This window comes from Vibrio xiamenensis (genome assembly GCF_900100015.1).
Classification (GTDB): domain Bacteria; phylum Pseudomonadota; class Gammaproteobacteria; order Enterobacterales; family Vibrionaceae; genus Vibrio; species Vibrio xiamenensis.
Map to the genome: position 1 here is coordinate 1 of NZ_FNDD01000012.1, position 13,527 is coordinate 13,527.

Here is a 13,527-nt window from a genome sequence, read left to right on the forward strand (position 1 = left end):
CAAAATAACATCAAAGCCTTGTTTGGCACACTTAAGCGCCGCGTCTTCACTGAGCCAAGAATAGATCACCGTATCCTTGCTGACCTTGTCTCCATGTTGCGCTTCTTCCCATCCGACCATGCGTTTGCCCAATGCTTTAAGTTTGGTTTCTACGTAGCGCAGCAAGTGACCTTGCAACTCACTTGGCTGCTCGTAACCGTGCTTAGCCATTAATTCAGCGCACGCTTGGCTATCGCTCCACACTCCTTTTGGCACATCATCAGCACCAATGTGTATCCACGGCGCGGGAAACAGTGCCGCCACTTCTTGTAACACGGTATCAAGAAACTGGTAAGTGCCGGGCAGCGCCGGAGACAGCACGTTATCGGTGTAATGCTGTACGCTACGATAACGAGAGTGATCGCTTGGATCTTTTAACAGCTCAGGCAATGAAAAAATAGCGGCCCGTGAGTGACCGGGAATATCGATTTCTGGAATCACACTGATACCACGCGCATCGGCATAAGCGATGACGTCTTTGATCTGCTCTTGGGTATAGAAGCCTTGGTAAATGTCATTGATATGGCTAAATTGCGGCTTCAGTTCACAGCCATGGCCGCGCTTAGCGCCGATTTGGGTCAGCTCAGGAAACGCTTTGATCTCGATTCGCCACGCTTCGTCATCAGTGAGGTGCCAATGGAAAGTATTGAATTTATAACGTGCCAGTTGGTTGATAAGGCGTTTAACTTGAGCCACAGAGTGAAAATGGCGCGCGCAATCTAGCATCATGCCGCGATACTGAAAACGCGGCTGATCGCGAATCACCACGCACGGTGCAAATAACGGTTTAGCGTTGTCTGGAGAGTGTGTAAGCAGTTGCAGCAGCGTGGCACTGGCGTGAATAAACCCACAACGTTCGCGCGCTTCGATGGTGATATCGCACGTGGTGACTTTTAAACGGTACTCGCTAGCGTTGAAACTTGGGTTGAGCTTAAAGTGAATGCTGTGCTCGCCGTGTTCAGTGCTTGGCTGGCAGCTAAATTGGTTTGCAAGTTCTGCGCTAAGCCAATCGATGGCATTGGCGGCAAGTGGCGTATGACATTGCAGATGCACTTTGTTTAAGGCGAGCTCTCCCTCATAGCGCTCAAGATGATTTGGCATCGGCAGCAAGGCGAATTCGCTTTGCTCAACATTGGGCAATCGCGTTTTTTGACTGTATGGTGCGGCAAGTGCGATGGGAGTAATCACTACCTCAAAACGTTCACCTGCCGAGGTCACCAGCGCTGCATCTTTGAAGCCATCAGTATAAAAGCGAATTGGCATCGATTGAGCAAACAGTTCGCAGTAGAAATGACCATTGTCGGCCAGCAGAGGCTGATGCGGGGTCAAACGGCAAAAACTGCCAATTTGCTCGATGTCGGCGTTTTGAAGACTGCTTGGCTCAATATAACGGTCATAGAGAAATTCGAGCGACCAGTGGTGCAGCGCGTGGTCATTCAGATTATGCAGCGCCAGAGCAAGACGACATCCAGGTTTAGCGTCGGTTTCGGAAAGAACGGTCAGGTCGAGGCGATAATTCATGGTGCTTCCTATCAGATAATGGAGTGTTGTCGTAATAGCGTTCGCTTAAGCGACGTTCGTCGAATGGTAATGATGTGAGTGATGGCTTACCGCGAGTAAAAACCACGCCGCATGAGGAATCCATTGTTCCCCCCAGCGCCAGTTTTGCAGTAGATCGTTAGCATAAGGTTCGGGATTAAAAGCAATGCTGTGCGGGTCGGAAAACCCAGCGGTAATGCCATTACAGATCCCGCCTTTGGCGTTGCAAAAACCAAGCTCGGGTAAATAATTCGGGTTGTTGCGTCCGTGGCCGTCTAACATGCAAATATCAAACGGATTCAGGCCTAATATCCAGTTCAGCGCTTGCTGCGCATAACCGGCGAGTTGGGAAGTAAGTTTTTTATCGTCAATCACTTGCGCCGATTGATAGGCAAAGCATGCCAGTGAGCTAAGGCGCGCATTTTCACCTTGCCACCAATAGCCAGTTTCATTGTGCTGGGCGATAAAAAACGCGCTGCGTTTGGGGCCATCGAGGTCTTTTACGTACTGGCGTGGATAGCCAAATGGATTACTGACCTCAGCACTTATCGCCAGTTCAAACTGCGCTGCTTGAGTGATGGTTTTAACTATTTCTGTGCGGCGCTCGGCATCGGTTTCAATACGAACGTATTCACACAACGCAATGCCAGGCAGCCCAGCTTCAGCAGCATGAAAGTAGGGACGCGAGCCATCGTGATTGGCCGCCCAAAAATGGCGTATATGGCTGTCGCTTTGTTGGCGCGCAGCTAAGCGCTGGGCGAATTGACGGCTGCGGTCGAGATACTCAAGTTTCTGGCAGCTTTTATACAGCTCAACACTGGCAAGCAGGGCGCAGTAATCATCGATGATGTTTTCGATGCCATCGTCAAGATAGGCCGTATTGTGCTCAAGTAAATGTTGGTAGCCACGCTCGGCGGCGTCCAAATATTGCTGAGGGGAGTATTCACCGCCTTCACTTCCACGCGCCGCCCGAGCAAGTGCGGCTATGCTCACACCGCCACCTTGGCGAAATCCGGCTTGATAAGCTGCGGATTTAATGCCTTGCTGAGTAGCATACGCGCACACTTCGCGTTGCTCTGTCTGTTTGCTCCATTGGTCAAACACCGTCATATAGAAGAAGCCTTGCGGCGCTTGCATTCGCACTAAAAAGTCGGCGCCATGCAGTGCTTCTTCATTTAGGCGCCTGAGTAAAAACGGCGCAAACTGGTCATTTTCATTCACCAGTTCGGCGCTTTTGAATAGATTCCACACCAGCATCGGAATTTGTTGAGGGTTAAAATAGTTGGCGTAAGAGAGATGACTTAAGTACTTACTCACATCGCCTGAGGCGTCATACCATCCGCCGCGTGCGTCAATTCGTTGCTGTGAATCATAGAGTTTGATTTGCCGATCATGGCGTTCAAATTCACCACTGCAACGCTGCGATTTAAAGTAGTGCAGCAGATCGGAAAAGGTCGTCGTGAGCATGTTTTGATCTTTGATATCAAAAACTTGTGAGTGGGTCTTCGCATGAGCAAGATAAAACTGCCCGCTTTGCGTCAAGTGGGAAAAATCAATGCGATGGAAGTAACCGCGCTGCCAATTTGCCACGTCTGGCTGAGCAACCGCGTTTAGGCTTGCTAACACTTCGCCGTTATCGGCATTGACCAAACGCACTTTTGTATCGTCAAGTTGTGGCTGCTTGGTCACCAGAATCGCATGCTTTGGCGCTTGAGGTTCATAGCCTAGATGATTGATCAGTAACTGCATGCTTGTCTCCGCAGCCAAAATTGTTCAATTCAAAGCGGCACTGCATGCCGGATTGAGGTAATAACGCGCCATTTCAACCAAAGCAGGGCAGTGCGCTGGGGGGAAATGGCGGAGTAACGGTGCTTAGTGTTATTGGTACAAGTAACAGCGCACAAAATGGTTGTCGGCCAATTTGGTGACCTCGGGAAGCTGCTGCTGACATTGCTCGCTAGCGTGCTCACAGCGACCCGCAAATGGGCAGCCGACTGAGCTTGGCGTCCAGAGTGGAATCTCACCTTTGTTGCCTTTCAGTTTGGTATGAATCGATTTACTCGGATCCGGCACCGCTGAAACCAGCAATTGAGTGTAAGGGTGCTGAGGATCGTGAATGATTTGCTCAGTATCGCCCCATTCCACCATATGGCCGACGTACATCACCGCAAGATCTTCGGCGATGTAGCGTGCGGTGGCGATGTCATGCGTGATATAAAGCAGCGACATCTGCCGCTCAAACTTCATCTCTTCCATCAAATTCAGCACGCCGGCGCGAATCGATACGTCGAGCATCGAGGTGGGTTCGTCAGCCAATACCACTTCGGCACCGACGGCAATATTGCGCGCTAAATTGACCCGTTGTCTTTGCCCGCCTGATAGTTGGTGGGGGAATTTTTCGGCGGTTTCTTTAGGCGGAATCAGCCCCACTTGTTCAAGCAGTTCATGCACGCGCTCTTGCAGCTCTTTCTTGTTACCGCGTGCGACCTTATTGTGGATCAGCAGCGGCCGCGCAATATGATGAAAAATATTGTGAGTGGGATTAAGCGAACCAAACGGATCTTGCCAAACCATCTGAATGCCTTGACGGTAATTGATCAGATCTTTTTTGCCACGAATGGTTTCGATATCGCGGCCTTTGTATTCAATCGCACCGCCGCTCGGCGCGTACATTTTGGCGATCATTTTCGCTGTGGTGGATTTACCCGAACCCGATTCACCGACCACCGACAAGCCACGGCTTTTGTACATTTTGAATGACACATCATTGATCGCGCGCATCATAGGTTGATTGAGCGAATGGCTATTGATCGGAAAGTCTTTGACCAGATTCTTTCCTTCGATCAGTAACTCACCGTATTGATTACTCATAAAAAACTCCAAAATTCAGTTTGTTATCCGCGATTACAACTTACTGTGCACGATAGGTTCGCCATACAGATGGCAATTGGAAAAGCGCCCTTGCTCGATTTGACGTAGCTGCGTTGGGGTTTGAGTACAGGTTTCATGCACCCGTTCACAGCGAGCTTGAAAGCGACATCCAGTTGGAATGTCGAGTAAATTTAACGGGTTACCGGGAATGCCCGTCAGCTTGGTTTTCGGCCCCGTTAACGGTGGAAAAGAGCTACCCAAGCCTTTGGTGTAAGGGTGATAAGGGCTTTGTAGAATCTGCTTGGATGGTGCGACTTCGATCAGTTCACCGGAATACATGATGCCGATCCGGTCAGAAAACTCGACCATCAGCGACAGATCGTGAGTGATGAATAGGATCGAAAAGCCAAACTCTTGTTTTAGCGCGTAGATCTTTTGCAAGATTTCGCGTTGAACTACCACATCCAGAGCAGTGGTCGGTTCATCCATAATGATCATTTTGGGGTTAAGCGCTAGCGCGATGGCGATCACTAAGCGTTGGCGCATGCCGCCAGAGAATTGGTGCGGGTAATCGTTTAAACGGCTCGGATGAATATCGACGATCTCAAGCAAGCCTTCGGCGCGATTTTTCGCTTGAGCGCGAGTCATATTGGTGTGGCGCATGATCACATCGCAAAACTGCTCTTCCATGGTCAACACCGGATTAAGCGCATTCATGGCACTTTGAAATACCATCGACATTTGACTCCAGCGAAACGCCTGCATTTGGCTTTCGCTGTAACGGAGTATGTCTTCACCATTAAAAATCACCTCGCCGCTGGTGATGAATGCTGGTGGCTTGTGTAAACGCATCAGCGAAAACGCCACGGTAGACTTACCGCAACCAGACTCGCCAGCGAGACCAAAGATTTCACCAGGCGCGATATCAAAACTCACGTCGCTGCAGGCGCGTACGTCGCCTGCGTCGGTTATGTAGTCCACGCACAAGTTGCGGATTGAAATGAGAGCGTCCGTCATGGTTATTTGTCCCCGCTAATAATGGCATTGTGAGTAGTGATGGCTGGTTCGACTTGGCGCTTGCTTTGCTGCTGGGCGGTGAGCTTTTTCCAGCGCTTCATACCTTTTTGCGCGCGCAGTTGAGGGTTGGCAATTTCATCTACGGCAAAGTTAAGCAGCGCCAAGCCAGTGACCAGCAGCGTGAGTGCGATACAAGGTGCAAGCAGTTCCCACCAGGCGCCGATCAGCATTGAAGAGGAGGTTTGCACGTTGTAGAGCATGATGCCCCAGCTGATGGTATTGGGGTCCCCAAGCCCTAGGAACGAGATGATCGATTCCATGGTGATGGCGTACATCACCGAGCCGATAAAGCTGGCGCCAACAATCGGAATGAGGTTAGGTAGAATTTCAACGAAAATGATTCGAAACGAGGTTTCGCCAAGCACTTCAGCGGCTTTGACAAACTCTTTTTCGCGCAGCGCCAGCGTCTGTGAGCGCACCACGCGCGCGCCCCAAGCCCATGAGGTGCAACCGATGATAATGGCGATGGTCAGCGGCCCCGCTTCGCCGATAAACGCGGCGAGGACAAACAGCAAAGGGTATTGCGGAATCACCAGCATGATGTTCATCGCGGCGGTAAGAAAATCATCGATACGCCCGCCAAAATAGCCCGCAGAAATACCGATGACGGTTGCGAGAAAACACACGGTGATTCCTGCGCCAAAGCCAACCGCCAGCGACACGCGTGCGCCGTGGGCGAGTTGTGACCACACATCGCGTCCCATACGCGTAGTGCCCAGAATATGATCTTGTTTTTTCGATAGCGCTAGCGTTCGGCGATCGTCAGCTAAGTGGGTCGCCACCCAACCATTTGGGTTGGTTTTGGCCGCGTGAGTTATCCAACTTGGGTATTCGTGTGGATTGCCAGTGCGTTTATCCGGTGCGTGCTTGGTCAATAATGGCGCGGCTAAGGCGACAAAAATGAACAGCCCGACGATGATAGAGCCTGCACGCGCAACCTTATTACGCATTATGAGTTGAAATAGAGCTTGCATGATTATTTGCCTCCTTTGCGCAGACGCGGGTCAAGCACGACATACAGCATGTCGGCGAGCAAATTGAACGACAGCATAAACAGCGTCATGATCAGCAACTGACCTTGCAGCACTTGGTAGTCGCGTGCGTTGATGGCGTTTAGCAGCACTGTGCCAAGGCCTGGGTAGTTAAAGATGATCTCGACAATTAACTGACCGCCAATCGCCATCCCAAGTGACATCGATAGCGCCGTGACGCTCGGCAGCAGCGCATTGCGCGCCGCGTAATTAAATACCACTCGGTTTTCGCTCAGACCTTTGCCTTTTGCCATGGTGATGTAATCTTCTGCCAGCAAGTTGATCATGTTGTTACGCATATTGACCAGAAACCCGCCGATCTGAACCACCGAGGCGCACACCAGTGGCAGCACTGCGTGGTAGCCAACATCTTTAATAAATGCCCAGCTGGTCCAATCCGGCGTGGTGCCTGGTGTGTAGGCGTACCCGGTTGGGAACCATTTGAGACCGATAGCGAATACAAACAGTGCCAGCATTGCGATGACCACTTGCGGTACCGCTTGCAGTATCAGCGTGCCAGGCGTGATAAAGGTGTCGTATTTACTGCCTCGTTTCCAAGCCGCGAAAATGCCGAGAATCGAGCCAAGCGAGAAGGATAAAATCACCGCACTGCCCGCTAAAAACAGCGACCAACCAAACGCACTACCCAGCAGCGTATTCACCGACAGCGGATAGAATTGAATTGAGGTGCCGAGTTGCCAGCTAAGAATGTTTTTCATATAGGCGATGTATTGGGTAACCAAACCGCCATCAACAAAGCCCAATAACTCTTTCATTGCCGCAATGCGTTCCGGCGTGACCTGAACCGATGCGTTAGCAAACATCATGGTCACCGGATCGCCGGGCATTGCACGTGGAATAACAAAATTAAGCGTCGCAGCCACGATAAGTGCGACCAAATAAAACGACAGACGTCTAAAAAAATAACCCATAACTTACACCTTAAACTCACCCAGATATTGTTGGTTCTGGCTTGAGGTCACTTCAAAATTGCCAAATTCAAAGTGAGCGTCCCCCTAGCGTTGTGCGCTATACCTTAAATAGTTGAAATTGAGGGATAAGTTGCGGCGCGTAGGCCACGCCGCAACGATTTACGTCGTTACTGAACTGGTTTCAAATCCAGCACTTGCAGTAGACGCTCAGGAATGCCTGCCCAGATGTTCGGACGGCCTTTTGGATTTTCTTCGTTCCACCAACCGGTAAAGCGTGTGGTGTTGTATTGGAACATGTAAGCGCCCGACATCACTGGAATCGTCACTTGATCCTGAGCGATGATTTGCTGAATACCGTGGGCTATATCCATTTGCTCTTTTTTATCAGCCGTTTTGTAGAAGCTGTTGAGCAAGCCATCTAACTTATTGTTTTTGTAGAAGTGCATCGCGAAACGCGGCATACCTTCACCAGCTTGCAACGCTGAGTTATAGGCGCTGTTCCAGTAGGTGTATGGGTCTGCACCGTGGAAGTAGTTGGTGTAAGCCACATCATAACTGCCTTCCAACATTGCTTGGTTGTACACCGAGAAATCTGGCGTACGCGCTTTGGCTTTAATTCCAGCTTCTGCCAATTGCTCAACCGCCAGTTGCACTGTGTTGTTAAAGTCAGTCCAACCGTTTGGTGATTGAATCAGAAGCTCAAACGATTTACCTGATGGTGTTTCAACAAAGCCATCGCCATTGACGTCTTTAAAGCCCGCTTTTTTAAGCAGCGCTTTTGAGCCGTCAAGATTGTACGAGTTGTACTGCTTGTATTGGCTATGCACTTTTTCATCCGACCAAGCTTCAAACGCATAACCAAGGCCAGAGGCAAAATCGTTCACCGTACCGCCACCATAAAAAGCGATATCGATGATGGTTTGACGGTCGAGAGCCATCGAAAACGCGCGGCGAAAATCGACGTTAGTCAGCGCTTCGTTTTTAGCCGGATCAGGGTTTTTGAAGTTGACCACAAACGCTTGTGTGCCTGATGGCGGATACCAGTAATGGTGATTCGGACTTGCCGCTGCGTAGGTGCGGTCGATGTCGGGAATAAACGAAGAGGTCCAGTCCATTTCACCGTTAACCACTTTGCCAAGGAATTGATCGTTGTTGGCAATTTGCGGCACGCGTAAACAATCCACATCTAGATTGGCGTTGTCCCAGTAGTTTGGATTGCGACATTGAATGTAAAGCTGCGCCGTAAAGGTGTCGATTTCGGTAAATGGCCCAGAACCGACAGGATTTTCGTTGGTGAAGGTTGCAGGGTCTTTAACGTTTTTCCAAATATGCTCAGGCACAACGGGTACCTTAGCAATTTCATAAGGAACGTTAGAATTGGCCTCTGTTAGACGGAAACGGACTTGGTAATCGTTAAGTTTTTCGACACTTGCGACCCAAGAGTTAATGCCGCTCTGATCGAGTTCCGGTTTTTGTTTCACTAACTTAAAAGAGTACACCACATCATCGGCGGTAAAGGCTTCACCATCGGACCATTTCACGCCTTTACGAATATCAAAGGTAACACTCATTAAGTCATCAGACATGGTGTAATTTTCCGCTAGGCGAAAAACTGGAGTATTGCCGTGCATTTCGTTAAATACCACCAATGGTTCATACATAAAGTCGGTGGTGGTGTGAAGGTTCGTCGCACCTAAATACGGGTTGAAGTTACGAACAAAGGTGGTGAACTCTTTTGGGTGAATCGTTAACTCACTGCGCTCTGCAGCGACTGAAACTGAGCTGTATCCAGTTGCAGCGGTTGCGATCATCGCAGTTGCGAGAGCGGTTTTTTTTATATTGGCAAGCATAGCTGTTCCTTACTATTTGCTTTCATTTCACTTGTGTGTCGAATGTCACCAACGGGTTGAACATTCTCTAAGACCCACCTCAGTGATTCGCGGTTTGATAACGGCGTGATATGAGTGGCCTGTAGGCCTTAGTTAGGATTAAGAAAACACCTTCTCGAAGTGATTGGCAATTGCCTTGCTCGTCAAAACCGTCAAAACTACGCGTCGTTTCGTTAATAACGTCAAAACCGTCATATTGATCCCCAAACTGGCGTGGATTTTAACCATGAAGTCACTCGCAACTTTCTGGCTTTACAAAATTTAATGTAAGTGTTTACTTACTTTGTGGTCCTTTAAATATAAAGTGATTTAGCCTTTATTTCCTTTGGTGAGATCACCATCACTCGCGCTTTAATGGTTGTTTTTTTTGTTTAAATTAAAGCTGTCATAATGTTGTGATAGCACTCGCATTCTCACTGTTTTAGCGTCAAATTCGGCGTATATAGAGCCAATTTCAGCACTATTTGGCGTTAACTTATCCTTATTGGGACGGATTTTCAGGTTCGTTTTTGCGGTTAATTTTTGATGAATATAAAGCCGCGATTGCCAATAAATAAACAGACAAAAGCGGCGTCAATGACATTAAGCAGTATGGTCGTGAGTGGGGTGATAAATCATCGCTAGTTTACGCCGCCAGGCAATTTTCTGGCGGCTTAGTGAGTGAGCAGGTGCTGAAGTTTATCACGCAACATTTCAATATGTGAACGCTCGGGGCTTTGCTCTTTACAGTGGTCAAGAATGTAATCCAGGGTGCTGAGAACGGTGCGCCAACGTGGCGTTTTCGGCAATGTTTCAATGCGTAAGTACTTATCCAGCGTACGCGTTTGCAGCGTGCTACGATCGAGATAAACTCGCCACAAACCGCTTTGCTCGGCAAACGCAAACTTGGTTTGCCCGGTGACCCTTTCCCAATATTCCATGGCGTTGGTCATCGACTCGACTAAAATTTCCCGCATCAAATCTTGCTTAGATAGGTTGTCGTCACCGGTTTTGCTGACCAGTTGCGAGAATTCGCCACCTAACTGTTTCAGCGTATCGAGTTGGCTGGTGTCACCTTCAAACGCATAACTGGATAGGGCGGCGACGGCGGTTTCCAAATCATTGATTCGATTGTTATTGAGGTTGTGATTACTGGTAAAAATGTACATGGCTTTGAGTTCGCTGCCTTGTGGCAAGGTCAAAATGTCACAGCGAATCGATTGGCGCAGGCCGTCAATGTAAATATCGATGTCGCCGCAGTAGTGCTCTTGCGTGACACTAAGGTATTTGTCGGCAATCACTTCATTGGCGTTAGAGCGTTTGAGCTGCTCAGGACGACGTTTAAACAGTTGGCAGGCGGCATCATTGATGTAACGGATGCGGTTATCGTCACGCACGCATAAAATGGCTTCTGGGGCAGACTCCAGCTGTTCAAGCAAGCGACCTTGGGTTTCTAGCAAACTCGCTTCAACCATAGCGCGCTGTTTGATCTCAAGCTTCAACTGCTGGTTTTCGACGCGACGTTGCTCGGCTTTACTGGCGCTAAGATGAGCGTTAATACGGGCAGACAATTCCTGCTTATTAAAGGGTTTGGACAGATAGTCGTTGGCGCCGGATTCAAAGCCTTTCAGGCGATCATTTGGTTGATTTAAGGCCGTTAACATAATGATTGGCAAGCTGGCGTGGTCATAGGTTTCACGAAGCTTTTCACACACTTGATAGCCGTTTAAGCCCGGCATCATCACATCCAAAAGCAGCAATTCAGGCTGGTACAATGCCACTTGTTCAAGGGCCTCGACACCGTTCGCGGCGCTGCGAACGCGATAACCTTCCATGCGTAAAAAACTGTCCAAAATTCGCACGTTGACTGGCTCATCATCGGCGATCAACAGCAGCGGCGCATTGGGATCTTCTTCAATTGCAGGCGTGTCGCTGGCCAGCAGTTCATTACTATCTGGCAGGCTAAAGTGTGGATTATCATCGTGACTGGCAGCGATTTGCTCTGCACTGGCCGCAGGTAGCGTGAAGCTAAAGGTCGTGCCCACCATTGGCTGACTGCTGACATACAGTGAACCGTGCATCAACTCAACCAATTGGCGGCTGATCGACAGGCCAAGTCCTGCTCCTTGGCGATAACGGTTGGCATCGTTGCCTGCTTGAATCAAAGGTTCAAAGATGTGCTCAAGCTGATCGGCCGGAATGCCTTGCCCTGTATCCACGACTTGCACTCGAATTTGCGCGTCAATTTCCGCTGCAGAAATAACGATTTTGCCTTCGCTGGTGTATTTGATCGCATTGCCAACTAAGTTATACAGCACCTGCTCAAGACGCTGCGGATCGGCGTTCACCCACAGGGGCGTGTCTTCGATCTGATTAATGATTCGCAGTGGCTTATTACCAAGTAAGTGTGATGACAACTCAAGCACCAAGCGAGTGGAACTGGCGAGATCCACCGCCGAAGTTTGAATATCAAGGTTGCCATAACGCATCTTGTGGTAATCGAGTAAATCATCGACTAAGTTGGCCAAGCGTTGACCGCTACTGATGATGATGTCGAGTTGATATTTATGATCTGAAGTAATCGGGCCATTGGCGCCGCTGACCAGCGCTTCGGCAATGCCGACCATACCATGCAGCGGAGTACGCAGTTCATGCGAGGTGGTGGCTAAAAATTCATCTTTGAGTTTATTGGCCAGTTGTAGCTCATCATTTTGTTTTTGAATGAGTTTTAGGTTGTCGGCTAACTCTTGGTTTTTCTGGCTGATCAGCTGGATTTTATCGTGAATCGACCGCTGCATACGCTCAAAGCTTATTGCCAGACGGCCAATTTCATCTTTACGCTCGGTATGGATGATCTCGGTATCCAGTTCGCCAGCCGACACTTTCTCCGCCGCCCAGGTCAGTTTTAATAGCGGAGCGGTGATGAAATTCGATAAATAATGCGAAGCGATCACCACCACCACAATCGCAATTAACATCGCGAAAATAAACACGGTTTCAAGCTGGTTGACGCGCGCAAAGGCTTCTTTTTGCGGCACTTCGACCACGATAGCCCAGTGAATATTTTTGAGCGAAATCGGCGCGTAGGCAGCGATCATCTGTTCGTTATCGGTATTGGTGTAAGTCCCGAAACTGGCGATGCCAGCGAGGGCTTTGTCGATGACACTGACACTTTTGTTGATGGTTGGCTGCTGATACGCGAGGGTACGAGAGTGGTGATCTTGGCCAACCACTAAGGTTCTTAAACCTGACGAGCTGCCGGACTTATCGGCCACCAGTTTGGTTAAGCCATTATTTGGCAGGCGAAACATGGCGTAGCTGTGCAAATAACCTTGCTGAATAATCGGCGCGCCGAGCCAGGCAACGACGTGTCCATTACGATCGGGGACGAAATCAGAAATCACCACTGGGGTGTAGTCTTCGTTCGACTTACGTTTTTCCTGAACCTGTTGTTCCAGAAGGCGAAAAGTTTTGCCTAGATTGTCATTCTTGTAGCGACCACTGTGTAAGTTGGTGCCAAAGTTATCGTATTTGTACACCGAGTAGGTGACGTTTCCATCACGATCAACCAGCAAAATGTCGTCAAAGTCGGAGCGTTTAAGCAGCTCAAGGTAGCCCCAATGGTAGCGTTTATGCAGCAAACGGTAGCGCTCAGTGCCGTTAAACAGTGGCGATTGCGGTAAAATCGCCGTTTTGATTTGGTCACCAGAACCTTTGATATAACGTTGCTGCGCCGTTTCGCGTGCTTGTTCGGCATCTAGCCCTAAGTTTTGAAACGCGTTAACTAGGCCGTAGAAGCGCCCGCCACTGGCGTAAGCGAGTTCTGAGCGCACAAAACCCATCACCTCTGATTCTTTAGCTTGTAAGTAATCAATCACTTGCTGTTGTTTGCTGTCTCTGAGAGACAACAGGTGTGAAGTACTTTGTTCTTGGAGATCTTTACTGTGAGATTGGAGAAAAAACAGCGCGGTAATGGTGAGTGGGGTAATACTGAGCACCAGAAATGCCAGCATTAGTGTGTTGTGAAGACGTTTAAATTTCTGTTTTTTATACAACTTTAACATAAGTGCTGCTTTTATCCGTACCAGGAAGGCGAACGTCAAGGGAAGGGGAAACCTTTATCAGCACCAAATTAACGAGTTTTTTTTCTTTGACAAGTAAGTCCGCTGG

8 protein-coding genes are annotated in these 13,527 nt (G+C 49.1%); all 8 read right to left on the reverse strand.

Translation table 11 applies throughout. From position 1 onward, the window contains the following. On the reverse strand, positions 1 to 1,560 hold a 1,560-nt coding region (locus tag BLS03_RS11145), incomplete at its 3' end, for a beta-N-acetylhexosaminidase (protein ID WP_093273629.1). Positions 1,561 to 1,605: 45 nt separating this feature from the next. After that, on the reverse strand, positions 1,606 to 3,327 hold the full coding sequence (locus BLS03_RS11150; protein ID WP_093273633.1) for a glycoside hydrolase family 9 protein: 1,722 nt from the start codon (positions 3,325 to 3,327) through the stop codon (positions 1,606 to 1,608). 129 nt (positions 3,328 to 3,456) lie between these two features. Further along, positions 3,457 to 4,449 carry an ABC transporter ATP-binding protein gene (locus tag BLS03_RS11155; RefSeq protein ID WP_093273637.1) on the reverse strand — a complete coding sequence of 331 codons (993 nt, stop codon included), beginning with the start codon at positions 4,447 to 4,449 and terminating at the stop codon, positions 3,457 to 3,459. 33 nt (positions 4,450 to 4,482) lie between these two features. After that, positions 4,483 to 5,466 carry an ABC transporter ATP-binding protein gene (locus tag BLS03_RS11160; RefSeq protein ID WP_093273639.1) on the reverse strand — a complete coding sequence of 328 codons (984 nt, stop codon included), beginning with the start codon at positions 5,464 to 5,466 and terminating at the stop codon, positions 4,483 to 4,485. A gap of 2 nt (positions 5,467 to 5,468) precedes the next feature. Continuing rightward, a complete protein-coding gene (locus BLS03_RS11165) occupies positions 5,469 to 6,500 on the reverse strand; it encodes an ABC transporter permease (RefSeq protein WP_093273642.1) in 1,032 nt (343 codons plus the stop codon). 2 nt (positions 6,501 to 6,502) lie between these two features. Next, positions 6,503 to 7,489 carry an ABC transporter permease gene (locus tag BLS03_RS11170; protein ID WP_093273646.1) on the reverse strand — a complete coding sequence of 329 codons (987 nt, stop codon included), beginning with the start codon at positions 7,487 to 7,489 and terminating at the stop codon, positions 6,503 to 6,505. A 167-nt stretch (positions 7,490 to 7,656) separates the two neighbouring features. After that, positions 7,657 to 9,339, reverse strand: a complete 1,683-nt coding sequence (locus BLS03_RS11175) for an ABC transporter substrate-binding protein (protein ID WP_093273648.1) — start codon at positions 9,337 to 9,339, stop codon at positions 7,657 to 7,659. 692 nt (positions 9,340 to 10,031) lie between these two features. Next, entirely contained in the window at positions 10,032 to 13,421 is a 3,390-nt protein-coding gene (locus BLS03_RS11180) for a hybrid sensor histidine kinase/response regulator (protein ID WP_093273651.1), read from the reverse strand. Positions 13,422 to 13,527: the final 106 nt, after the last annotated feature.

Excerpts from the sequence above, each read along its gene's own strand:
- BLS03_RS11160 (WP_093273639.1), bottom strand. The coding sequence starts at position 5,466 with ATGACGGACGCTCTCATTTCAATCCGCAACTTGTGCGTGGACTACATA.
- BLS03_RS11180 (WP_093273651.1), bottom strand. The coding sequence starts at position 13,421 with ATGTTAAAGTTGTATAAAAAACAGAAATTTAAACGTCTTCACAACACA.
- BLS03_RS11165 (WP_093273642.1), bottom strand. The coding sequence starts at position 6,500 with ATGCAAGCTCTATTTCAACTCATAATGCGTAATAAGGTTGCGCGTGCA.
- BLS03_RS11155 (WP_093273637.1), bottom strand. The coding sequence starts at position 4,449 with ATGAGTAATCAATACGGTGAGTTACTGATCGAAGGAAAGAATCTGGTC.
- BLS03_RS11150 (WP_093273633.1), bottom strand. The coding sequence starts at position 3,327 with ATGCAGTTACTGATCAATCATCTAGGCTATGAACCTCAAGCGCCAAAG.
- BLS03_RS11170 (WP_093273646.1), bottom strand. The coding sequence starts at position 7,489 with ATGGGTTATTTTTTTAGACGTCTGTCGTTTTATTTGGTCGCACTTATC.
- BLS03_RS11175 (WP_093273648.1), bottom strand. The coding sequence starts at position 9,339 with ATGCTTGCCAATATAAAAAAAACCGCTCTCGCAACTGCGATGATCGCA.